Annotated in this window: 19 protein-coding genes; 12 read left to right on the forward strand and 7 right to left on the reverse strand. The window is 43.2% G+C overall.

Annotation, left to right across the window (positions count from 1 at the left end; all coding sequences use genetic code 11):
* The first annotated feature begins 159 nt into the window (after positions 1-159).
* Positions 160-969, forward strand: coding sequence for an alpha/beta fold hydrolase (locus ACO1R6_RS08755; protein WP_486263972.1), 810 nt, complete (start codon positions 160-162; stop codon positions 967-969).
* A 61-nt stretch (positions 970-1,030) separates the two neighbouring features.
* Positions 1,031-1,447, forward strand: a complete 417-nt coding sequence (locus ACO1R6_RS08760) for a hypothetical protein (protein WP_486263973.1) — start codon at positions 1,031-1,033, stop codon at positions 1,445-1,447.
* Between the two features lie 72 nt (positions 1,448-1,519).
* On the opposite strand, the gene ACO1R6_RS08765 is transcribed toward ACO1R6_RS08760, so the two are convergent.
* The gene (locus ACO1R6_RS08765) at positions 1,520-2,299 is read right to left on the reverse strand and encodes a metallophosphoesterase (RefSeq protein ID WP_486263975.1); all 780 of its coding nucleotides are present in this window, start codon (positions 2,297-2,299) and stop codon (positions 1,520-1,522) included.
* Positions 2,300-2,657: 358 nt separating this feature from the next.
* Here ACO1R6_RS08765 and ACO1R6_RS08770 point away from each other — a divergent pair, with 358 nt between their 5' ends.
* Positions 2,658-3,266 (forward strand): DapH/DapD/GlmU-related protein, encoded by a 609-nt coding sequence (locus tag ACO1R6_RS08770; protein ID WP_486263976.1) that lies wholly within the window; start codon positions 2,658-2,660, stop codon positions 3,264-3,266.
* 181 nt (positions 3,267-3,447) lie between these two features.
* On the opposite strand, the gene ACO1R6_RS08775 is transcribed toward ACO1R6_RS08770, so the two are convergent.
* Entirely contained in the window at positions 3,448-3,840 is a 393-nt protein-coding gene (locus tag ACO1R6_RS08775) for a DUF3592 domain-containing protein (RefSeq protein ID WP_486263977.1), read from the reverse strand.
* Between the two features lie 140 nt (positions 3,841-3,980).
* Between ACO1R6_RS08775 and ACO1R6_RS08780 the strand changes: the two genes are divergently transcribed.
* The gene (locus ACO1R6_RS08780; RefSeq protein WP_486263979.1) at positions 3,981-4,487 is read left to right on the forward strand and encodes a hypothetical protein; all 507 of its coding nucleotides are present in this window, start codon (positions 3,981-3,983) and stop codon (positions 4,485-4,487) included.
* A gap of 92 nt (positions 4,488-4,579) precedes the next feature.
* On the opposite strand, the gene ACO1R6_RS08785 is transcribed toward ACO1R6_RS08780, so the two are convergent.
* On the reverse strand, positions 4,580-5,566 hold the full coding sequence (locus ACO1R6_RS08785) for an aldo/keto reductase (protein ID WP_486263980.1): 987 nt from the start codon (positions 5,564-5,566) through the stop codon (positions 4,580-4,582).
* Positions 5,567-6,059: 493 nt separating this feature from the next.
* Here ACO1R6_RS08785 and ACO1R6_RS08790 point away from each other — a divergent pair, with 493 nt between their 5' ends.
* The 8 genes from ACO1R6_RS08790 (at position 6,060) to ACO1R6_RS08825 (ending at position 18,522) form a co-directional block, all read left to right on the forward strand.
* The gene (locus ACO1R6_RS08790) at positions 6,060-7,019 is read left to right on the forward strand and encodes a sugar phosphate isomerase/epimerase family protein (protein ID WP_486263981.1); all 960 of its coding nucleotides are present in this window, start codon (positions 6,060-6,062) and stop codon (positions 7,017-7,019) included.
* Between the two features lie 556 nt (positions 7,020-7,575).
* Positions 7,576-8,184 carry an RNA polymerase sigma factor gene (locus ACO1R6_RS08795; protein ID WP_486263983.1) on the forward strand — a complete coding sequence of 203 codons (609 nt, stop codon included), beginning with the start codon at positions 7,576-7,578 and terminating at the stop codon, positions 8,182-8,184.
* Positions 8,185-8,526: 342 nt separating this feature from the next.
* Complete coding sequence (locus tag ACO1R6_RS08800; protein WP_486263984.1) at positions 8,527-9,345, forward strand: IS982 family transposase; 819 nt, start codon at positions 8,527-8,529, stop codon at positions 9,343-9,345.
* Between the two features lie 369 nt (positions 9,346-9,714).
* Complete coding sequence (locus tag ACO1R6_RS08805) at positions 9,715-10,773, forward strand: FecR family protein (RefSeq protein WP_486263985.1); 1,059 nt, start codon at positions 9,715-9,717, stop codon at positions 10,771-10,773.
* Between the two features lie 58 nt (positions 10,774-10,831).
* On the forward strand, positions 10,832-14,254 hold the full coding sequence (locus ACO1R6_RS08810; protein WP_486263987.1) for a SusC/RagA family TonB-linked outer membrane protein: 3,423 nt from the start codon (positions 10,832-10,834) through the stop codon (positions 14,252-14,254).
* Between the two features lie 16 nt (positions 14,255-14,270).
* Positions 14,271-16,049: a RagB/SusD family nutrient uptake outer membrane protein gene (locus ACO1R6_RS08815; RefSeq protein ID WP_486263989.1), complete on the forward strand. Its 1,779-nt coding sequence runs from the start codon at positions 14,271-14,273 to the stop codon at positions 16,047-16,049.
* A gap of 80 nt (positions 16,050-16,129) precedes the next feature.
* Positions 16,130-17,164, forward strand: a complete 1,035-nt coding sequence (locus tag ACO1R6_RS08820; protein ID WP_486263990.1) for a DUF5013 domain-containing protein — start codon at positions 16,130-16,132, stop codon at positions 17,162-17,164.
* Positions 17,165-17,790: 626 nt separating this feature from the next.
* Positions 17,791-18,522 (forward strand): DUF4184 family protein, encoded by a 732-nt coding sequence (locus tag ACO1R6_RS08825; RefSeq protein ID WP_486263991.1) that lies wholly within the window; start codon positions 17,791-17,793, stop codon positions 18,520-18,522.
* A 380-nt stretch (positions 18,523-18,902) separates the two neighbouring features.
* On the opposite strand, the gene ACO1R6_RS08830 is transcribed toward ACO1R6_RS08825, so the two are convergent.
* From ACO1R6_RS08830 to ACO1R6_RS08845, 4 genes are all read right to left on the reverse strand, one after another.
* A complete protein-coding gene (locus ACO1R6_RS08830) occupies positions 18,903-19,868 on the reverse strand; it encodes a sugar phosphate isomerase/epimerase family protein (protein ID WP_486263993.1) in 966 nt (321 codons plus the stop codon).
* Between the two features lie 306 nt (positions 19,869-20,174).
* Positions 20,175-20,960 carry an alpha/beta fold hydrolase gene (locus ACO1R6_RS08835; RefSeq protein ID WP_486263995.1) on the reverse strand — a complete coding sequence of 262 codons (786 nt, stop codon included), beginning with the start codon at positions 20,958-20,960 and terminating at the stop codon, positions 20,175-20,177.
* Positions 20,961-21,042: 82 nt separating this feature from the next.
* Positions 21,043-22,959 (reverse strand): 1-deoxy-D-xylulose-5-phosphate synthase, encoded by a 1,917-nt coding sequence (gene dxs / locus ACO1R6_RS08840; protein WP_486263996.1) that lies wholly within the window; start codon positions 22,957-22,959, stop codon positions 21,043-21,045.
* A 522-nt stretch (positions 22,960-23,481) separates the two neighbouring features.
* Positions 23,482-24,783 (reverse strand): M20/M25/M40 family metallo-hydrolase, encoded by a 1,302-nt coding sequence (locus tag ACO1R6_RS08845; RefSeq protein WP_486263998.1) that lies wholly within the window; start codon positions 24,781-24,783, stop codon positions 23,482-23,484.
* Between the last annotated feature and the right edge of the window lie 330 nt (positions 24,784-25,113).

A 25,113-nucleotide genomic window follows, 5' to 3' on the forward strand; every position in this document is an offset into this window, starting at 1 on the left:
CCTCCCGGAGAATATCTTTTAAAACCCTTGTAATCAAACCTAACCTTTTACTTTAAATTTTAAAAGTTGGTGCAACGAATATTAAAAAAAAAGGTTTAAGGAATAAATAGCTTATTCTTGTACAAAAATTATTTCTTTTTTAACCCTTACGTTAAATTTATGGATGTACTTAAAAGGAATAATGTAACCGTAACGGGCCACGGCAAAACGCCTTTGGTATTTGCACACGGCTATGGCTGCAACCAAAACATGTGGCGCTTTATTACACCGGCTTTCCTGCAAGATTACAAAGTAGTTCTTTTCGATCATGTTGGTTTTGGAAAATCCGACGTATCGGAATATACCCCTAAAAAATATGGTTCTTTACACGCCTACGCCAACGACATTCTGGAAATTTGTAGGGCCCTGCACCTGCAGGATGTTATTTTAGTGGGCCACTCAGTTAGTGCTATGATTGGCATATTGGCTGCCATAGAAGCACCCCGGCTTTTTCAGAAACTGGTACTTATCGGGCCATCGCCGCGCTACATAAACGCCCCCGGCTATACCGGTGGCTTTAAACGCGAAGATATTCATGACCTGCTGGATTCGCTGGACAGTAATTATTTGGCTTGGTCGGCGGCCATGGCTCCGGTGATTATGGGTAACCCGCAAAAGCCCGAATTAAGTGAAGAACTGGCAAATAGTTTTTGCGAGAGCCACCCGGAAATAGCCCGGAATTTTGCTTACCTGACCTTTCTCTCGGATAACCGGACTGATTTGGCCAGGTTGCATACACCTTCCCTGATTTTGCAGTGCCAGGAAGATATGATTGCGCCCTTAGAAGTAGGACAATATATGTACCAAAACCTCCCCAATAGCCAACTGGTGATTTTAAATGCTACCGGCCACTGCCCCAATTTAAGCGCTCCTGAAGAAACGATAACAGCCATTAAAGAATATTTAACCCCCGAACTGGTAACCGCCTAAAAACCCATTATTTAATTAAGAACAGATAATTTAATAGTAAACTGCGGCTTTTAGATTGGGAATGGAGCGTAAGGAATTAAGAAAGGCCAACGGCGATGTTTTTTTTGAAGCAGAACGAAAAGCCGGTAATGCTTATATTCTGGCAAATTGGATTGGTATTCAAACCCTCGAAGGCATTATGATGGGCACCAACCATTTACTTACCATGCTCCGTCGCGTTCCTTGCCGGGCAATACTTAATAGCCACCAGGAATTAATTGGCCCCTGGGAAGACGGTGCTTTGTTCCTGGGCAGCCGATGGGCCGTACAAGCCAGAATATTAGGGGTTTTAAACTTTGCCCAGGTAATGGCACCCGGTATTTACGGCCAACGGTCGTTCCAGACTTTTTACCAACTTGCGCAACGCCACCTGCAAATAAAAACATTTACTACAACCGCCGAAGCCGAAGCCTGGTTATTAAGCGAAGAGGCTGCATAAGAGTTGAATTTACTTTAAATTTGACAACTAGCCTGCTCAATATTTCTGGTTAATCAGCGCTTTTTTACCCCATTATTTAGCCTCCTGCTGCTGCCCACGAATACCATTGCGGCCCGGCTCGTGGGGGTATAAAGTAGTTAATTTATCTGACTGCCAAACTTGTTTGCTATCCATATCCATTACCGACAGACAACCGGTAAAAGCTGCCCCGGTATCTATTAAGATAATATTGCCCATTTGCAAAGGCTGTTGCTGGTTTTCGTCGAGGCGGATAGTGGGCGTATGGCCTACATAAATTTCTTTGTACGGCGGTACAATGGGGCCTGGCTTTGACAGCGGACTGTTTTTGTCTTTCAGGTATAAACGGTAATATTTATTTATAAAATTTCGGCTCCAGATTAAATAATCCTGGTTGGTTTTTTCAATGGGCGTTTCCGGATCAAAGCCGGCGTGTACCAGCAAAATATTATCTTCGGTAACATAAAATGGTTTGGCGTTTAAAAGAAACTGAATATGCGCCTCTGGCATACCAACGCCTAAGCCATACGATTTAACGGTAGCCGCCCCACCTTGCTGCAGCCATAAATCTAATTCTAAAGATTCTGCCTCATCTGTTCTGGAAAACCCGCTGGTGTAATATTTAGTTGCCCACTGGTCGTGGTTACCTATTAAATGTACCAGGTTCCGGATGTCTAATAAAAACGCAATGCTTTGTTTTGTTTCGGACCAGCCATCTACCACATCGCCGATAAAAAACAACTGGTCTTGGTCATTATTAAACCCACAACGTTCCAGGCACTGCAATATGGCTTTATAGCCGCCGTGGCTATCCGAAAAAACAAACCTTTTCATGTAAGCTATAAATTAAAGAGGGCAGCACCAGCCTGCTTTGGCTGTACCGTATAACCTGGCAAATGGTTTAGCCTACCCGCTTGCTAACCTGTAAACCAGTTTTGGTCTGTTTACAAAACCTTTTTAAGGATTTTAATTTTTAGTTCTGGCTTTTTTTCTGGGTCAATGCGTAAACTATATTTAAACAAATAACCGGTTCAGCTTTCAGCTACCCTAAAGAATAACGTTAAAATATTACCTGTACTTTAGGTCAGAACCTTTATTACCTAATTAGCAATTAGCAGCTTTTAAACCGCTTTACGCATTTCTTTTGTACATAGTATTTCATAATAAATATTAAATAATCTTTTCCGCTTCCATGATAAACCTATCCGAATTTATCCCGGGCTTTGCCGCAATATTGCCGGCGCACCAGCATTTACCCCCTTGGGAAATAACCCAAAACTTAAAAACAATTTTGCCCGAAATAATCTTGCAGCTTGGGTCTGATTATATTATTACCGATGGCGTAGCCGTACATAAAACGGCTCTTATTGAGCAAGGTGTGGTTTTAAAAAGCCCGGTCATTATTAATCAGCATTGTTTTGTTGGGGCGCACGCTTACTTTAGAGAAGGTGTTTTTTTAGCTGATGGGGTAAAAATTGGTCCGGGTTGCGAAATCAAAAACAGTATTATTTGTGCCAATACGGCTATTGCGCACTTTAATTATATTGGGAATAGTATAATTGGGGAAAATATAAATTTCGAAGCCGGGGCTATTGCCGCTAACCACTACAACGAAAGAACCGATAAAAACATTTCTGTTTTGTATAAAGGCCAGGTGATTGATACCCGAACTACTAAATTTGGGGCTTTGGTTGGTGATAATTCTAAAATTGGCGCCAATGCCGTTTTATCGCCGGGTACTATCCTGGGTAAAAATACAATAGTAAAAAGGCTGCAATTAATAGAACAGTATGTGCCGTAAGCTTCAATCACATTCCTATCCATTTAAATTATCCGGTGATTTAAATATTTATAGAACTTCCGTAAAAGCCGCTCGGGCTAGGCATTTTCACCAGCCAGTTTTCTGAATAATTTAGGCAACGGCCAAAATAAATATTATTTATCCGTTGGGGCAAAGTCCTGTTTTACTTATTACCTCTAATTTATAATTCAGCCGTAGCAAATATTATTTGGTATAGTAATATCGCTAAGCCAACGCCTGTCATCAGGCAATACAATATTTCCCAACCAATACCGGCAGGATGAATCTTTTCTTTATAGTAAATTATTTTTACTTGCTTGCCTACGCTATAAAGCGGCAAACTGGCACCTATTTCTAATTTCAGCTCCAGTTCCTGGTCGTCTGCGGTGGTAAATTTAATAATTGGGTAATAGTAGTACCTGAACTTACCCCCGCTGGCGCGCCATTGACCAATATTCTTAACTACGGTGCCTCTGGTATGAAACCCATTTTTCACATAGTTATAATGCGAGAAAACCCCAATAAGGCCGGCAACAAAAATGACTATACCCAAAAACAAGTAAAAAATATCCATAGCCGCTATTAAAGGCAGGTAACTCTTGTAAGATAAAAAGCAAGTTTGTTACGCTCGCCAGTTAAAATTACCCAGAGCTCGCTCAGTATAAATATTCTGAAAAATTGGTTAATTTTAGCTATTCTGTTTAAATATTCCACATGAAACATTTTGCTTTTGTACTTACTTTATTTTTTCTGGCAAACGGCTTAAGTGCTCAAAATAAAACTAAAACTAAAACCAGCATTAACCCAACCAACCAGCAAGCCGTGGAAACGGCGGTGCGCACCTTATTTAACAGTATGCGGGCCGCCGATACAGCTCTGGCCCGTTCGGTAATGGCACCGAACTTCCGGATTATTGTTTTAGCGCAGAATGCGGCTGGCGAAGCCGTAACACGCGAAACCACTGGCAAACAATTTTTAGCCCAAATAGCCAGCAAACCACCCCAAACCCTCGACGAGCGATTCTGGGATGGTCAGTTACAGGTAGATGGCAACCTGGCTTCTTACTGGTGCCAGTATGCTTTTTTTAACAACGGCAAATTTAGCCATTGCGGCACCGATGTGTTCCAACTGTACCGCTCGGCCAAAGGCTGGCAAATTGTAAACCTTGCCTACAACATCCGGCGCGAGAACTGCGATATGAAAGCCATCCCGGAAAAATAAATTATTAGCTGCCTAGAGCGAGCCATATTTATAAACAGTAAAGCCTGATTATTTATAGCATAATCAGGCTTTACTGTTTAAACGAAAGCTTTTTACCACAATTGGTGCACGTGCGGTTTTACTTTATTTTCATAGACCGCTTTTACGCCCGCCAACTGTTCTGGGGTTAGTTCCGGCATATCCAGGGTTTGCAGGTTAGAGCTTAAATGCTCGGGTTTAGAAGCGCCCGGAATAATGCAGCTTACCGCTTCAAACATCAGAATCCAGCGCAAAGCTACCGGGGCCAGGTTTTCGTGTTCCGGGAAAAGCTTTTTTATTTCGTCTACCGCGGCCAGACCCAGGTTGTAATCCAGGCCCGAGAAAGTTTCGCCTTTATCAAAAACTTCGCCATTGCGGTTAAAGCTGCGGTGGTCGGTAGAGGCAAAATGCGTAGTAGGCTTAAATTTACCCGTGAGTAAACCGCTGGCCAAGGGCACCCGCACAATAATGCCAATATTGCGGCGCTGGGCTTCCTTAAAAAACAACTCAGCGGGCCGTTGCCGGAACATGTTAAATATTATTTGCACGGTAGTTACATTGGGGTATTCTATGGCTTTTATAGCTTCTTCTACTTTCTCTACGCTTACCCCCATATTTTTTATTTTTCCTTCTTCCTGTAAGCGCTCGAAAAGCTCAAATATTTCGGGCCGGTAATACACGTCGGTAGGCGGGCAGTGTAGTTGAATCAGATCCAGGGTTTCGAGGTCCATGTTCCTGAGGCTATTTTCTACAAATTTGCGCAAAGCTTCGGGCGTGTAAGCGGCATTTACGTGCGGACTCAGTTGCCGGCCGCACTTGGTTGCCACAGCAATATTTTCGGAACGGCTGCGTACCAACCGGCCAACTGCTTTTTCACTTTCACCGTCGCCGTATACATCGGCGGTATCAATAAAATTAATACCGGCATCTACAGCCGCATTTAATATCTGGTCGGCATTTTCGTGGCTAAAAGGAGCACCCCATTTACCGCCTACCTGCCAGGTGCCTAAACTAATTTCCGATACTTCTATGCCGGTTTTTCCTAATTTCCTGTAATTCATTTAATCTGTTTTTATTTTTTTGTGCATAGCCGGCAGCAATTTGTATACTGGGCTAATTTGTTTTTTACTACCTCAAACTATTTTCTTTTACGCAAAAGTAAACTTTAAATAACGTTTCTGAACCCAATTTTAATTTTTAGATGCTGAGTTATACTGCCTGGTTTTAATGCTGTTTCATTATTTAACCAAAGGCAATATTTCTGGTAGCCAGGTAAATAATATTAGTTTGGGTTATAGCCATTAGCACTACCGCTTGCCTGCCCGGCACAAAGTTGGCACGTTTTTGAAGCTACCGGATAATAACTGCTTTAGGATTACATTTGCTTTTATATTAAATTAGAAGTGTCGTTTTGTAGCTTGCCGGCACAAGTAAATAAATATTAGCCCCAGCAGCCAATTAGATTTAACGATATTTAAATATTTTTGCCGGGAGCAGTTAGAAAAACAAGTCTTTTCCTGTACCTTTTACCACATTTAACCCCTTACCTAGTATATGCAATCCAATCACCGTCGTTCGTTTTTAAAAAAATTAGGCTTGGCTGCCGCCACCTATAGTTTTTTACCGGTAGTACCAGGCTTTTCGCTAGATACCACCGCTTCTGGTCTGCTAGCCGAAGCCAGTAATGCTTTGGGTAAAAAACCATTCTTCCAGATTTCTTTGGCCCAATGGTCGTTACATAAAACTTTGCAGGCCGGCCAGTTAGATAACCTGGATTTTCCGCTGAAAGCAAAAAACGATTTTGGCATTAACATAGTAGAGTACGTGAGTCCGTTTTTTAAGAAACAGGAAAAAAATACCAGCTACTTACAAGATTTAAAAAAACGCACCGACGATAACGGCATTACCAATCACCTGATAATGGTAGATGGCGAAGGTTACCTGGGCGATACCGATGCTACCAAACGCAACCAAGCCGTAGAAAATCATTACAAATGGGTAGATGCAGCCAAATATTTAGGCTGTAAAACCATCCGGGTAAATGCAGCTGGCCGCGGTACCGCCGAAGAAGTGCAAAAAGCCGCTATTGAAGGTTTAAGCAAGTTGAGTGCTTATGGCCAACAAAATAAAATTAACGTTATCGTCGAAAACCACGGGGGCTACTCTTCTAATGGAGCCTGGCTGGCCGGCGTTATGAAAGGCGTAAACAACAAATATTGCGGTACCCTGCCTGATTTTGGTAACTTCCAGGTTAGCCCAACCGAAACCTACGATCGGTACAAAGGCGTACAGGAGTTATTGCCTTATGCCAAAGGTATGAGTGCCAAGTCGCACGATTTTGACGCTAATGGCAATGAAACCGGCACCGATTACCAACGCATGTTTAAAATGATTAAAGCTGCTGGCTGGAAAGGCATTGTGGGCATAGAATACGAAGGTTCCCGGTTAAGCGAAGACGAAGGCATTAAAGCAACCAAAGCCCTACTGGACCGCATATTGAGCGAAATGGCTTAACTTTTTGCTAGAATAATGTTGAAAGAGCTGCTTTTCATGAAAAGCAGCTCTTTTTATTGGCTACTGGTAAACGCTAATTTTAAGCAATTATACCATTGCCTTGGTTAGAAGCAGGAAGTAAGCTTTAGTTTAATTACCTGCATAAGCCATTAATAAAGCCTGGCACAAACCCGGCGACATAAACCTATTGGCTTTAATCTACCCGCTACGCTTGCCAACTCTGGTTATCAAACAGGAGTTAACTGTAATATTTACTATTCTAAGAGCCTGCCCCCAGAAGCTTACATAATTGTGTTCTTAGCCGGTTTTTGCACCTTTTCTGCTTTGTAAAATTTACTTGTGTTTTTATGAAGCAATTAATATATTTAGGGACTAATGCTTTATGTGTTTATTTGACTTTAGTAAACCGGCGCATTAAATCTTACCCTGCTTAAGGCTGGTTTTGGAAAATCATCCCGGATATCACAAGCTTACTAAACTGGTGCTATTCTCCCTATTTCCAGCCAGAACAATTGAGTAAAACAAACAGCAGCAATATTTAATACAATTCGCCACCATGAAATTAAGCGCTCCGGATCAGAACGACGCCACCTTACTATGGATTAGATTTCAGCAGGGAGACGAGTTAGCTTTTGCTGAAATTTACAGAACTTATATTCAAACAGTTTATAGTTATGCCAAAAGGTATACCAAAGATGAGGCACTTATAGAAGACACCCTCCACAACCTTTTTATCTACCTGTGGCAAAACAGAGCCAAGCTGTCGGTGCCTTTGTCCATTAAATTTTACTTGTTTTCGGCGGTTAAAAGAAGTATTTTAAAAGATGTACTTACCCACCGGGAAACGCTTAGCCAGCAGTATTTAACGCCTGCTCACGAAAAACAAACCGCTGTATATTCGGTAGAAGCCCAATATATTGAGCACCAGAACGAAGAAGAATTAAACAGCCTGCTTAAAAATGCTTTCGGCTTACTTAGCGGTAATCAAAGGCAAGCCATTGAGTTAAAATATTATAATAATCTATCCTGCCAGGAAATATCGGGTATTATGGGCCTGAATCCTGATAACGTTTATAAGCTAATTAGCCGCGGTATAAGTATTCTGAAAAAAAATGTTCGCCAGGATATATATTCTTTTTTAGTGCTGTTTTTACTGCCTTTCTAAATATTCGTTATTGCCGCCTACTCTTTCAGGTACTGCCAATTAGTGCTTCGCTACATTATAAATCATGAACTTAAAGTTAAAAGAGCCCTTTTACGTTTTGTTCCCTCATTATTTAATTACTACTGGAATTGAATTTCAGCTAAAATCGCTTAACGCAGGTTTACGCTTGAAAGAAACAAGGTGTTTTGACTAGATTAAACTATTACCTTAATTACCGCACAGGCCGGATAAATCTAAGCAATTAACTGCTAGTTAACTCAAGTTGCGAGTTATAAAAAAAGCTGTTCTGTCAATAGCTACCATACGTTTTAGAGTTACCACACTTCAAAAACAAAAAGAGCCATGACAGAACAGACGATAGCAATATACTGCTTTATTGACGATTTCTTTATCAGCATTGGCCGGAAAGAAGATGTTCATTGCAAGCTTTCTGATGCCGAAATACTGACTACTGCTCTTTTAGCGGCCCGCTACTTTCATGGTAATCTGAGCTCGGCCTGCAACTATATGCGGCAGCATCATGGCGTCAGGATGATAGATAAATCTGGTTTTACCCGCCGCCTGCACCGCTTGCGCCAGCAACTGTTAGCCTTGTTTCTGGCCTTGAGCGATACGATAAAGCAACTCAATACCAGTTGTCAGTACCTGATTGACTCTTTTCCGGTGGCCGTTTGCGATAACATTCGCATTTCCCGCTGCCACTTGTTACAGGATGAAAGCTACCGGGGTAAGAATGCCAGTAAAAGGCGCTACTTCTATGGCTTCAAAGTACAAGTCATTACCACCCTAGAGGGCCTGCCCGTGCAGTTCTATATCCATGCGGGCTCCTTTGCTGACATCACCGCCTTACAAGCCATGTCCGTGGACTTACCCCAGCAGAGCGAACTTTATGCTGACAGTGCTTATACCAGCTATGAACTGGAAGACTTACTCTGGGAATGTGACCAGGTAAAGCTGCTTGTCTGTCGCAAAAGCAATGCCACCCGAAAAGACGAACCTTGGCAGGCTTTCTTGAAAAATCACTACCGCAAGCGCATTGAAACTACTTTCTCCGGCATCACCAACTTCTTCCCTAAGAAAATCCATGCGGTCACACCCCAAGGTTTTACCCTTAAAATTATCCTCTTTATATTCGCTTTTACCATCAACAAAATCCTTTAACCCGCAACTTGGGTTAGTTAAATATTTAATGCCATAAATTATTCCCCTAGTCTTTTAGAATTTTAAACTTATTCTTAAATAAGAATATCTTTTATTCCTTTTTTATATAATACAGCCAAGCTCCGGGCAACTCCCTGCCTAAGTAGTACATATTATACTTTATTCATTAGTAGGCATCTAAAATTTACCTTTCCCCCGACAGTATATTTTTGCATTATATCTATACAATATTACGCTTAGTTAAATATTATTTAACAAAATAACTTTGCTTTTTAATAAAATAAAAATCTAATAAAATAAAGAAAAATTCATGTCCAAAAAAGAAAGATAAAGTCTCTGTATAAGAAAAGCACCACTGTTTTTAAACCCATGGAGCCTAGGGAGAAATATAAGTTTTATGCGGCTGAGGACTTTGCCAACGACGAGGCTTTCTGGCTGTGGGTAATAGAAGCCGATCCGGAGCAAACCGCCTTTTGGTATACTTTCCTGAAAGAGAATCCGGCTAAACGGGCCGACATTGAAAAAGCGCAGCAACTTGTTCATCAATTAAACACCCCTACTCCGGATTTACCCCCTTCCAAGGTTGACCAGTTATGGCAACGCATAGAAACAACGCGGCGGCATTTTCCTAAAGAAAAAACTACTCGCCTTTTTAATTTACGAAAGCCCCGCCAGTGGTTAATGGTAGCGGCTACTTTTACCCTCCTGGTTATAGTTGGCGCTTTAAGTTGGCAGTGGCTCCATACACCCAATTTGGTAACATTGGCTACTACTTATGGCCAAAGCCAGGAGTTCAGACTACTCGATGGCTCCGTTGTTTTACTAAATGCCAACAGTAGCTTAAAATACCGCAGCAATTGGCAACCCGACCAACCACGCGAGGTTTGGCTTACCGGCGAAGGTTATTTTGATATCCGCTCTAAAAAAAACAAGCAAGAATTTCTGGTGCATGCGGGTAGCGTTTCTATCAAAGTTTTGGGTACTACCTTTAATGTAAACCATCGGCGACAAGAAATTAAAGTAGGGCTACGTACCGGCCGCATTAGTTTAGGTTTTAAGCAAACAACTGCCCAACCCCTGCTGCTTAAACCCGGCGATTTTGTTACCTACCAGGAGCAATCGGCTAAGCTTACCAAAGAAACCGTTGACCCGGCATCTTTTCTGGCCTGGAAAGATAATCTACTCGTTTTTAAGGCCGAAAGCCTCCGGAATATTTTTCAGATGCTTCAGGACAACTACAACCTGCAGATAAGAATTGCTGACTCCACGCTCCTGAACCGGAAATTTACGGGTACCGTACCAGCCGATGATTTATCGGTTTTATTTATGGGCCTCCAGGAAGGCCACAACCTCAAAATTAATCAGGTAGAAAACCAGATTCATATAAAAAGCAAAGTAGCTGGACAGAACATACCAGCCCCAAATTAAATATTACAACCTAAGCGACCTAGTGGCCGCTTGCTTTTATCCACCACAAATCAATTTTATGAAAGAAAAATTACCCCAGAAGAAGTGGCTTACTACCGCACTAGGCTTAGCCTTGAGTTTGCCTTGGGCCCATGCTCAAACCCTTTCTTATGCCGATGCCAAGGCACCTACCCGGTTAGCGGCTGTACAATCGGTTAAAGCCGTATATGCTTTGCAGGATGTCTTACAAAAGCTGGAATCTAGCCAAAAAGTGCACTTTATGTACGACCCTGACCTGATTAAGAATAAATTTATTTCCAAGTCGGAGGCGGATTTAAAGAAAGCTCAACTAGAAACTGAGTTAAAACAACTGCTGGCACCGCTTAATTTAGGTATTAAAAAAGCGGTTAATAATTATTACATCATTCAGCCGCTGACCCAGAATCCAGCAGCTACTCACCCTACGCAAACCAAAGATGTTAAACAAGTAACCATAAAAGGTAAAGTAACCGCCAAAGAAGATAATTCACCGCTTCCGGGTGTTACGGTTCTGGTTAAGGGTACTACTAACGGTACAGCTACAACAACGGATGGTAGTTATTCGCTAATAGTAGAAAATACGGCTACTACCTTGGTTTTTTCTTTTGTGGGATATAAAACCCAGGAGATAGCTATAAACAACCGCACCCAAATAAATGTAGCTTTAGAAGTAGATGCCAGTGCCTTGGAAGAGGTACAGGTGGTGGCTTACGGCGAGCAAAAAAAGGAAAGTGTAGTGGGTGCTATTTCATCGGTAAAAGTTAAAGAAATAACCACGCCTACCCGAAATCTTCAGAATGCCTTGGCCGGTAAAGTAGCGGGGGTAATTGCGGTGCAACGAAGTGGCGAGCCCGGTTACGACGATGCCCAGTTCTGGATTAGAGGAGTTAGTACGTTTGCCGGTGGCTCTAACCCTTTAATTTTAGTAGATGGCGTAGAAAGGCCCATTAGTAACATTGAGCCCGAAGAAATTGAAACTTTTTCTATTCTTAAAGATGCCGCCGCTACCGCTGTGTATGGTATACGGGGCGCTAACGGAGTTATTTTAGTTACTACCCGGCGGGGCGCCAAAGAAAAACCCAGCATTAGTTTTAAAATGGAAAGGGGCATTGTGGGGGCAACCATGCTACCGGATGTGGCCGATGGCCCTACTTACCTGGAGTTATACAACGAAGCCCAGTTAGCCACCAATCCTAACTTTGTTACGCCTTACACTTCTGAATATATCCAGAAAACTCACTCCGGCGAAGATCCTTATCTATACCCCAATGTAGACTGGATTAATCTAATGATGAAAGACTTCTCTAATAACCAGCGGGCCAATTTAAATGTATCCGGTGGCGGCGATGTAGCTAAATATTTTGTTTCGGCTACTTACTACGACGAAGATGGCATCTGGAAAGTAGATAACCTGAACCAATACAATACCAACATTAAACTTAAGCGCTACAACTTTAGGGCAAATACCGATATAAACCTAAGCCGGGATACTGAGTTAAGTTTAGGCATTGGCGGTATTTTAATTACTTCTAATTACCCGGGCCGCAGCGCCGCTGATATTTGGGGAAACAACGGCGGTATTATGATGAATACCCCCATTGGGTACGCCCCTTTTTATCCTGACCCGGCTAACCCCAACAAGATTGTTTACGGCGGGGTAAATGGTATTGGTAATCCTTACCAGCACCTAACCGGTGCTGGTTTCTCTACCGAATGGCGCAATAATATTCAATCTGATATAACGCTGCGCCATGATTTAAGCCGCTTTGTTAAAGGCTTAAAGGTACAGGGCAAGTTTGCTTTTGATGGCTATAACTACCATAATATTCAGCGGGTAAGGGGCAGCGGCGATAACTCCGGCGACCGCTATGCGCTAAATGGCCGCGATGCAGATGGAAACCTGATACTTAGCAAATTTTACGACGGACCGGAAGATTTACCTTATGGCCGGAGCAGTGGGGGCAACCGCCGGGTTTATATAGAAGCAAACGCCACGTATAACCGTACCTTTGGTAAACATAACCTATCTGGGTTAGTTTTGTTTAACCGGCAAAATTACCAGGTAGGCGATGCCGGAAGCGCCATTATGGCTATTCCGTATCTGATGCAAGGCTTAGTAGGCCGGATTTCTTATAGCTTTAAAGACCGGTATTTTCTGGAAGGCAGTGCCGGTTATAATGGCTCCGAAAACTTTGAAAGAGGCAAACGAATGGGCTTATTTCCGGCGGTGGCATTCGGTTATATCCTATCGGAAGAGCCTTTCTTTAAAGATAATATTAATTTCATGGAATTCTTAAAATTCCGGGGTTCTTATGGTTCTAAAGGGAATGACCAGTTAGGCCCAGCGGGCGATGTTAGGAGGTTTGCTTATTTAACAACCGTAGGAACTGGCAACGGCGGCTATACTTTTGGCAATACCGGGCAAACCAGCTATAGTGGCCGGGGCGAAGACGAATGGGGGGCAGACTTAACTTGGGAAAGAGAGAAAGAAATAAATCTAGGCTTTGAAACCCGTTTACTGCGGGGCTTTTATATCCAGGCCGACTTATTTCAGCGCCACCGGAAAGGTATTTACTTAAGACGTGATGCCTTACCAGCCATTATGGGTTTAATCCGCAATCCATCAGGTAACCTGGGTGAGTTTAAAAACCGGGGAATAGATGCCACAGTAGAATACCGGAAAAGATTAGGCCAGGTAGATATATCTCTGCGGGGCAACTATACTTTTGCCCGCAACGAACTCGTAGAAAACGACCAGCCCGATTGGGCTTATCCTTACCTGAACCGGAGAGGCAAAAGATTAAACCAACCTTTTGGTTTGCTGGCCGAAGGCCTTTTTGAAAGCCAGGAAGATATCAATGCTTCTCCTGCCCATACATTTGGCCCGGTACGTCCCGGCGATATTAAATACAAAGATATTAATGGTGATGGGGTTGTAAATTCTTTTGATGAAGTCGCTATCGGTAATCCGGCTAACCCAGAGGTAGTTTATGGTTTTGGAACTACCTTGGCCTATAAAGGTTTCGACTTATCCGGATTTTTCCAGGGTACCCGCAACATGGATTTTATGCTCGGCGGCAATGGGTGGTTTCCCTTTATTCAGGGTGGTTTACGTGGTAACTTAAATACCAATGCGCTGGATAGATGGACACCGGAAAACCCGCGGCAAGATGCTTTGTTTCCACGCCTTTCTTTTGGGCCTAACACCAATAATTACCGCAACTCTACCTGGTGGATTCGCGATGCCAGTTATTTACGCTTAAAAACGGCTGAACTGGGCTACACCGTTCCCAAAGCAATTACCCAACGCTTTAAAGTTAACACGCTTCGGGTGTATGTTTCAGGATTTAACTTATTAACCTTTAGCAAATTCAAATTCTGGGATCCGGAATTGGGCAATGGAAACGGTTCTGCCTATCCTATCCAACGGAACTTTAATGCCGGTATTAATTTGAATTTATAATTTAGAAAGAAATAAAATGAAGCTATTTAAACTTAAACCATATATAAATATACTGCTCTTAAGCAGCTTATCTCTTATAGCTTGCGAGAGTTTCTTAGATAAGCAACCAGACGATATGCTTACCATGGACCAGGTTTTTAAAAGTGAGGTAGAAGCCCGCAGTTACCTGGCCAATGTATACAGCTATGTACTCGACGAAGCCGATCCTTACAGCAACTATTCGCCGGCAACCGATGAGGCAGATTTTGTTTGGACCGGCCACGGGGCCAATAATATGAATAATGGTAGCTGGAACCCCACCAGCATTCCTTATAACCACTGGGCCCGGTTTTACCGGGGTATTCGCTCAGCTACCGTTTTAATGAACCGCATTGGAGAATGTGCCGAATGCGAAGAAAAGAACCCTGGCATTACTACCCGCTACCGCGCCGAAGCCCGGGTAGTGCGGGCCTTTTACTACTTTTGTTTAATGCGCCAATTTGGGCCGGTACCAATAATAAAGGAATCTATTCCGGTAGATGCTGCCGTTGCCGACACCCAGATACCCCGGAGCTCTTACGATGAATGTGTTGATTATATTGTCAGTGAACTGGATGAAGCCGTAAAAGACCTGCCGGAGCGAACCCCCGTTAGTTCTGATTACGGTCGGGCCGACCAGCGGTTTGCCTTAGCCCTGAAGGCCCGGGTACTCCTTTACGCTGCCAGTCCACTTTGGAACGGCAATCCCGATTATGCCAACTTTAAAAATCCGGATGGCAAACAATTGGTAAATACCAACTACGATGCAAATAAATGGAAAAAAGCGGCCGATGCAGCTAAAGTGGTTATAGGCATGATGCCCGAAGGCTTGTACACGGTTAATACCAATGGCGTATTAGACCCTTATTTGTCTTATCAGAATTTATTTATAGAACGCTGGAACAAAGAAGTAATTTGGGCGCGCACGGCCAACAGCGGAAACTCCTGGCAACAACACACCACGCCCCGCCAGGCCCGGGGATGGAATGGCTCCAGCCCCACCCAGCAACTGGTAGATGCTTACCACATGGCCAACGGCAAGCAAATTAATGAACCTGGTTCCGGTTACGTAGAAGAAGGCTTTGCCACGGCTGCTACCAAATATACCACAACCGGTACCTGGAATATGTATGTAAATCGGGAGCCGCGTTTTTATGTATCTGTTTTATACAACGGAGCCGACTGGAAATTCCGGGGAGCAAACGGCAACACCCCTTTAAAAATACAATTATACTTTACGGGTGCCTCCGGTAAGCGCGATTCGCATGACCATACCGAAACCGGATATTTAATAACCAAGTTCTTCAGCCCGAATACCGACGTGGCCAATAGTCGGTACGACCCGCTGGCCTGGATATATTTCCGGTTAGGAGAAATGTACTTAAATTATGCCGAAGCCCTGAATGAGCACCAGCCCGGTAATGCCGATATTGCCAAATACGTGAACTTAATCCGGGAGCGGGCTGGTTTACCGGCGTTGCCAACTGGTTTATCGCAGGAAGAAATGCGGGAAAGAATCCGGCACGAACGCCGCATAGAGTTAGCTTTTGAAGGGCACCGCGCTTTTGATACCCGCCGCTGGAAAATTGCCGAACAAACGGATGGTGGCCCTATGGGCGGCATGAATGTAAACGCCGGCACCAGCTTTACCGATGTTTCTTTTTACCGCAGAAGCGTATTTGAAACCCGGATATTCGATGACAGGCATTACTTGTGGCCAGTACCGCAATCAGAAATAGACCGGAACAAACAAATGGCCCAAAATCCTGGCTGGTAAAAACAAAGGCAAGGTGCTATAAGCTACGGGGTAGTTTGCAGCACCTTGCCCATAAAGTATAAAATATTAAATAACCCAAGATGAAATATTTATTAAAGATAATAGCCTCTGGCGTTATGGCCTGTAGTGCAGCTTTTCTGGTTTCCTGCGCCAAAGATGAGCTCAAACATTTAGAGAGTGTAACTCCCAAAGTATATATTACTCAGGTAAATGGCGGCACTATTAACTTAACTCCGGCCAATGTAATTATCGACAAAACAGATAAGGTAATAAAAGCGCCGCTGGGAATTAATCGCTCCGGTAACCAGTCGCGGGAAGCTTTTTCGGTAGAACTGGTAGCAGAAAACAATAATTTGCCGGCTGGTACTATTCCCTTACAGCCGGATATGCTCTCCAATACCCACCTGGAGGTACCGGCAGGAAAAGCTTCGGCCAGCTTTTATTTAACCATACCTAAAGCACTGCTGGATGCCAACAAGGGCAAAAAACTAGCAATAAAACTTAAAATTGCTAACCTAACTAAGTATGAATTAAACGAAGAAATGTCTTCGGCTAATATTATTTTAGATACAAATGATTTTGCCGATAAAAGTGTAGATGTTACTTCGAATTACGTAAAAAACCCTGGCAATCCCTTTAAGCGTGCTGATACCAACTCCAGCGGCCGCTTTGGTTTATTAGCCGATTGGATGGTAAATGATGCGGCTAAAAACATGGAAAATAGTACCAAGGGCGGGTTCGATAACCTTAACAACGGCGGATGGATGTCTTTTGAACGCTGGGGAACCCCGGCTATACCTAATGGCAAAATTTACCAAACGGTAGAACTGCCCGCCGGCCGTTATCTATTCGAAATCGTTTCTTTTGACGGCACTCCCGGCTACACCGTAAAAGATCAGGCTTATATTGCCGTAGCCGAGGGCAATATCCTACCCGATGCGAGTGATATGGTAGGTGCGCTGGCCTTTTCCCCTTTTAATGCGCCCAAAGCAGAATTTACGCTCGCTTCTAAAAAGATGATTTCCTTCGGTATTGCGGCCAACTTCGTTCAGGATTCCCAATATTTTAGAATTAAGCAGGTAAAGCTCACCAAGTTTACTAATATTTTTGAATAAGCAGTTGTAACCGTTTAGCCACCAAAAAGCTAACCTATTTACGAGCAGCAACTTATTGCCTAATTAAAAAGCCAGATGTTATTTAAATATGAATAACATCTGGCTTTTAGGTTATTAAGCACATAGTTCGAAATAGTTTATTTTAATTTATACTTTCAGACGTAAGCGACAAGCGCCATACCCGTAAACTAATTTGTTTTTTTTGAGCTTTACCGCCGCCCTTTCCTTCTCGCCCATTCATTATAAATTCCCCAGGCACTAATGGTTATCACCAATAAAGCCATCAAACAATAATAATTGGTTAATGCTACCTCCTTCATTCCTTCCAACTTTTTCGGAAGAAGTCAGGCAATTAATATACCAAACTACAAAATCGTACGTTTTAACTGTTTAGCCATACTACAATTAATATACTGACTCTTTTTAATTGGGTGCTCAAATCTGCTTTAAAAGCGTTTAAACTAGCATTTTTTACAACCAACTCCATTACGCTACCAGATAAAAATTTTATTAGCTCATAACTTAAATTTGCAGCGTATTCTGTGCTTTAATTCCTATTTTTATTTAGTAAAGCTCTATTCTTAGAAAGTTTTATAGCTGAAATTTAAATGGAATAATCCGCCTACATGCCTTTTACTTTTGCTCATCCTGCTATTGTTTTACCCTTAACTTTCCTGCCCCGCTCCTGGTTTTCTGCCACCGGCTTAATAGCCGGTAGCTTAGCACCTGACTTTGAATATTTTTTAAGGATGAAAGTAAAGAGCCAGTACAGCCACACCTTAAGCGGAGTGTTTTGGTTCGATTTGCCTTTAGGATTGGCGCTGACGTTTCTTTTTCATCATGTAGCCAGGAACCGTTTATTCGATAACCTGCCATTCAGTTTAAAGGCACGGTTATCAACCTTTACGCATTTTAACTGGAATAATCATTTTAAAACCCAATGGTTTACAGTAGTACTTTCTATCCTGATGGGTGCTGGCTCGCACCTGCTCTGGGATAATTTTACCCACCACCAAGGTTATTTTGTTCAGGTTTTACCATTTTTAATTTACCAGGTAGAAATATGGTCTTGGCAAATTCCTCTCTTTAAAATATTACAACATGCCAGTAGTTTGATAGGTGGGATAATAATATTGATTGTTTTATTTAAACTGCCTAAAACCAATCCTTTAAATAATAGTGCTAACCCTAAATACTGGATAACCCTAACTGCTATTACCGTCCTGATTGTGGCTGTCAGGTTTTCTGGAGGGTTGCCATTTAAATTTTACGGGCACTTTATTGTAACTGTAATCGCTGCCTTTCTACTAGCTTTAGTCCTGACACCAGCTTTACTCCGGCTAAATGGCAATCGATAATTGCAATTAAAAGCTGCTAAATTATTATCGGCTAAAACAATTGCTTACCCTAATTGCCCCCTTAATACCAGTTAGTATAGAATACCTGCCAAAAGGGAAATACAAATTATTCCATCCCCACAGTCATTCCCGGCGGGAATCTTCTGCCCAGAAAGCGTAACAGGCAAACTCCAGGTTCTGTTTATTACCTGTTTATACCTCCCAAGCAGAAGATTCTTTTGGAATGATCGGTTGGGGAAGCTATTGGCTGGGCTGCTATAAAGTACACTATTTACTATTGGGTATTAAATAATCATTATTGAAAGCCACAGAGAGTTTTTAAATAAAAAAAGCCAGGCTGAGGCGGACTCTACCTGGCTGAATATTTTTTAAATTATCGGCTAAACAGTTAAACCAGCCAGGTAATTGTAACTTACTTGCATACTCTCTATTGATGGGCGGGTAAACGTTTCTTGCTCTACCAGGTAATGTTTCATGCCGGCATCTTTGGCGGCTTTAAGTACCTGACCGTAATTAATAGAGCCGCTCCCTACTTCGGTATTCTTGGTTTTATCTTGTTTATCCATGTCTTTCACGTGGCACAACGGAAAACGATTGGGATATTTGCTAAAATAAGCCAGCGGGTCCTGGTTGCCGGCCACTACCCAGTAGAGGTCTAACTCATACTTTACCAGTTCCGGATCAGTATTAGCCAGCATAAAGTCGTACAACATTACATCGCCAACTTTTTTAAACTCAAAATCGTGGTTGTGGTAGGCAAACTGCAAACCGGCTTTCTTTGCCGTTTCGCCGGTTTGGTTAAACAACTCGGCAGTGCGTTTTAAATCATCAGGGGTTTTGCGCAGACTTTCGTCCAACGAAGAACAGGTAATATATTTCTGGCCGGTTTCAGCGGCTTTATCGGCTAGCTCGGCAAAATTTTGCAGCAAGCTGGCTTGTTGCCAGGTACCCGATTTATCCTGGCGGGTACCAGACCCTACGTGGCTGCTCACCAACGTTATACCGGCATCGCGGAGCATACCGGCAAATGCCTTGGGCTCCAAGCCGTAATAATGGCCTTTTGCCCCCGGATAAGATTCCGCCTCGGTATAACCTATTTTCCCCAATTGCTGAATAGTACCCGGCAGATCATTTTCCAACACATCTTTAACCGAATACAACTGCAGACCAATAGCGCCCAGGTTGCCTTTACCCGCCTGCGTGGCTGCAGTACTGGTGCTATCATTATGGGCGGAATTTTCGCCGGCGGTCTGGTTTTGGTTACCCTGGGAATTACAAGCCGGCAAAAGCACGGTGCCCAGCGCGAAAGCGCCCGCATGCTTTAAAAAATTTCTTCTGTTTGTCATTAAATTATATAGATTTTTTAGGTGGACAATAAATAGCAAGTGGAATGTATCCGGGTTGGTAAATTAGGAAAAATTCTGAATAAGTGTTGTACCTACCCTATTTTAAGCCCAATATTTATCACCCCGTTAATTAAATCTGGCTTACTTATAACCCATAATTTGCATGGCAATTAAAACTAAATTTCTGCAAAAATAGTAAGCTGCTTTGCTTTATATATAAGAGAATACCTGCCCAGCTGAAACTGCCTGCAGTTTAAGGTTTATTATTAATCCGGAGTATTTTCTGGAATAAGCAAAAATAGCAAGCTACACTATTTCGGCAAAGTTGCGTACCGCCACCAAAGTTTCCTGGGGGCGTTCATACATACCCACGTGGCCGGTTTGGTCCAGAAAGAGCGTATAAGAAAGTTTAGGCAAATGGCACTGTTGCAGCGTTTGGGCTAGCGTTACGGCCTGGTCTTGTTTACCCGAAATAAATAAGAACGGAAAATCTACCTGTTGCAGCACCTCGGTACGGTCAGGGCGATCGCGCATGGCTGTTACTGCTCCAATTACGGCTTCCGGCGCTACTTTTTTACCGGTTTGGGTCAGGAAGGCAATGGCCTCAGCCTGGGTTTGGCGGTTGCTTTCGTAAAATAATGGTGCCACAAAAGTATCCATAAACTTTTCTACGCCGTGCTTTTGAATAAACTCAATGGTTTTGTTGCGGTTTTCCTTTTTCTCGTCGGTATCGGGTAGCGCACTTGAATGAAATAATACTACGCCGTTCAGCATTCCCGGGTATTTTTCGGCAAATGCCATCGCCAGGTAACCGCCCATAGAATGCCCCACAAGCAAAAATTTACTTACTTGTAAAGCCTGTAAGGTTTGCTGCACGTATTCGGCACCGCTCTCCATACTATAACTTTCGCGCGGAGCGGTATTGTTGCCGTGACCCGGCAAATCCAGTAATATTACCCGGTAAGTGGGTAGCAAAGGTTTAATAAAATCTAACCAGATTTCTTTACTCTCCATAAAACCATGAAGAAAAACGAGTACTTTGCCGTTGCCGGCCGAATCGAACACGGTTGGCTGAGAAGGATTATTTTGCATAATGAAACGTTTTTAAAAGCGAAAAGCCGATAATCTGCGAAAATTACCGGCTTGTGGTTACCAGGCTAATGCCCGGAATACTTTAAACTTTAACAGAATGCCCGATTAACTGCCGGACTGTTTTTTCAATGGAAGCCGGATCCAGACCTGCTTCGCGGTGTAACTCCAGTTGGCTGCCGTGCTCAAAAATAGCATCCGGAATGCCCAGGCGTTTCACCGGATTGGTATACCCATTATCGGCCATAAATTCTAAAACCGCACTGCCAAAGCCGCCTGGCAGACAACCATCTTCTACGGTAATAATTTTATCGTATCTCTGGCAAATTTCGTGCAGCAGCTTTTCGTCGAGGGGCTTTACAAAGCGCATATCGTAATGGCCAACTTTAACTCCCTCCTGGTTCAGGTTTTGGCAAACATCAACGGCGTAATTGCCAATGTGGCCTACCGTTAAAATAGCTACTTCTTCGCCTTCCTGAATTACCCGGCCGGTACCTACCGCAATTTTCTTTAGTGGGGTACGCCACTCCGGCATAACACCTTCGCCGCGCGGATAACGAATGGTAAACGGCCCCATATCGGGTTGGCTGGCCGTAAACATCAGGTTGCGCAGTTCGGCCTCGTTCATTGGCGCCGACACCACCATGTTGGGAATGCAACGCATATAGGCAATATCGTAGTTGCCGTGGTGCGTTGGGCCATCGGCTCCGGCAAAACCGGCCCGATCGAGGCAAAATACCACGTTCAGGTTTTGCAAACACACATCGTGAATTACCTGATCGTAGCCGCGCTGCATAAACGTAGAGTAAATATTGCAAAACGGAATTAAGCCTTGCGTAGCCAAACCCGCCGAAAACGTTACGGCATGCTGCTCGGCAATACCTACGTCGAAAGCCCGGTCCGGCATGGCCGCCATCATAATATTTAAAGAGCAGCCCGACGGCATGGCCGGCGTTACGCCCATTATTTTACTGTTTTGTTCGGCCAGCTCCACAATGGTGTGGCCAAATACATCCTGGTATTTGGGTGGCTGCGGCGTGTCGTGGTGTATTTTATAAATTTCGCCGGTTATTTTATCGAACGTGCCGGGCGCGTGCCATTTGGTCTGATCTTTCTCGGCCAGGGCAAAGCCCTTACCTTTTACGGTAAGAACATGCAATATTTTTGGTCCCGGAATACCTTTTAAGTCGTTTAGTACGGAAGTTAAGTGGTTGATATCGTGGCCATCGATGGGGCCAAAATACCGAAACTTAAGCGACTCGAATAAATTGCTTTGCTTGAGCAGGGCCGCTTTAATGCCACTCTCTACTTTAGAAGCTACCGCTTGCGCATTAGGACCAAACTTGCTGATTTTTCCCAGCAAATTCCAGACTTCATCGCGTAATTTATTATAAGTGCGGGAGGTGGTAATATCGGTTAAATATTCGCGCAGGGCACCTACGTTGGGATCAATGCTCATGCAATTATCGTTGAGCACCACCAGTAAATTGGCATTAGAAACGCCCGCGTGGTTTAAGGCTTCAAATGCCATACCGCCGGTCATGGCGCCGTCGCCGATTACGGCAATGTGTTGCCGGTCCTGCTCGCCTTTATATTGCGAAGCCACCGCCATACCAAAAGCCGCCGAAATAGACGTAGAAGAATGGCCTACGCCAAACGTATCGTACTCGCTTTCTTTGCGTTTAGGAAAACCCGACAAGCCTTTGTATTTGCGATTGGTATGAAACAAATCGCGCCGACCAGTTAATATTTTGTGGCCGTACGCCTGGTGCCCCACATCCCACACCAACTGGTCGTAAGGCGTTTGAAAAATATAATGTAAGGCTACGGTTAACTCTACTACTCCCAGACTGGCTCCAAAATGCCCGCCATAGATAGATACGTTATCGATGATGTATTGCCGAAGTTCCTGGCAAACCTGTAGCAACTGCTCCTGGTTTAGTTTACGCAGGTCGGCGGGCGATTGAATGGTAGCTAATAGCTCTCCGGGTTGTAAAATCATGGGCACTAGGTTTTCTATAGTAAGAACAAGTATTTTGGGTACTTGTTCAGAAAATGCTGGGAAAATTTCTCTCGAAATAACCTGCAAAAATATAAATAAATTTTTTAACTATCGCTATTTGCCGGTAACTGCCCAAGGCTAACCCAGGGTACAGTGTTTACTCCCATCTACGTACAGCATGCGCTTACTGCTTAAGATTCGGCTAATCTTAGACAAAATTATTACCAGATAAACGCCTAAACGTAAGATATGTTTTAGTTAAATTTTATGGCCTTAATCCGGAGTAACTTTATTGCGTTCTGGCCCAACTTACCGGCAATATTGCCGGGCAACTACCTTTTAACCACCCGCCATATTAAGTAAATAATTATTTCTGGTTACCACCGGTAGCCGCAGCAGGCTTAGCAGGGATATCCCGGATAAAGGCATTTTTTATTCAGATCGTATTTTTGACCTTTATTTAAAATTAAAAACGGTCTAGCTGAAAAGTAGCAGCATTATTTATTATTTGTATTTGGCCCTTTATTTATTAGTAGTAAGGCGATGAATAAGAAGCGCGGTCCGTTTTACAATATTGTTGATGGTGGGCAGGTTTATATATTCTTCCGGTGCATGAAGATTGCCGCCCAATACGCCTAAACCATCTAAACCATCTACATACTGCGCTACAAAAGAAATATCGCCGGCACCTCTTTTAGCCGGGTCCCAAGGTTTTACTTCGCCCTGGTTTAAATCTACGCTTACTTTACTTAATTCGTTTAACAAGGCCAGGTTACCTTTCGTCGGCGACATAGCCGGGTAGCCATCCTGGAAAGTAATTTCGGCTTTTGTTTGGGGTAAACTTTGGGCCACAATGGCTTTCATCTTAGCTTGAGCCCGTTTTTTCTGTTCTTCGGTCAGGAAACGTAAATCGCCTTTTACAATGGTTGTGTTGGCTACCAAATTGGTTTTGCCGGCCACCGTAGCCTGGGTACCCGACGAATCGATGCTTACCTGCGTTCCCCCAACAATAAGGCCGGGGTTAAAAGTTAAGTTTTCTTCCTGTACTTCTTCGTAAAACCGGTTCAGAATACGCGAAGCCTCGTATACGGCGCCCGCCCCCGAGCCTTTAGAAAATATACCCAAAGAATGCGCCTGCTTACCCGATACTTTTAGCGTCCAGCTACTACTGCCACGACGAGCAATGGTACCGTAATTAAAGCCGGTGCCGCCTTCAAAACCCAAAGCAATATCGCTACGCTTGGCAATGTCTATTAAATCTTTCCGGCTCACTTCAATTGGGCTGCCGGGGTTTTCTTCGTCGCCGTGCAATACCACTACAATTTGCCGGTCTTTTAACTGGCCGGCTTCCTGCAACGCTTTTAAGGCGTACATAATTACCATATTACCCCCTTTCATGTCGCTAATGCCGGGTCCTACGGCCGTACTGTCTTTTAATTCCCATTTCTGAAAAGGGCTATCGGGTTCAAACACTGTATCGATGTGGCCAATTAAAATTATCCGCTTACCTTTTTTGCCTTTTATCTCCCCAATTAAATGGCCACCGCGCTTCATGCCGGCCGGCATATCTACCCAAGTGGTTTTAAAACCCATCTCGTCCAGCATTTTTTTGTAAATGGCACCGGTTTGCTTTACACCCGCAACATTAAAGGTACCACTGTTAATCTTTACCGTACTTTCTAAAAACCGAATGGACTCTTGCTGGTTCTTTTCTACATTTTTAATTATTTGGGTTTCCGGTTTGGTAAGTTTCTGCGCGAAGGCCGCCGTCTGAAATAAGCTAAGAACAGATAAAATAAAAAGCTGGTAATTTTTACGCACCATTGTTAAGTAATTTTGGTTTAAAAGAATTAATGGTTTATGAATAAGGTTTGAATATTTATTTATTTTCTAATATCTAAAAATTGTAACACACCAAACATCAACCACTTATCCATCGAGTTAAAAGATTGGGGCTATTTACATTTAAGCAAAGTCATTGTAAGAATAAATTGCCCCGAATATCAGCTTTATTTTTGATTGTCTAAACTATAAAAAGAATTAGTTTTCTGATTCCAATGCCCTAAATAATACCTAAAGCTAGTCCATTAAAAAAAAACAGCAACTTTTGGCGCTATAGCAGGTGTATTCCTGTTGTGGCTCCAAAAGTTGCTG

The organism is Adhaeribacter sp. (genome assembly GCF_057359045.1).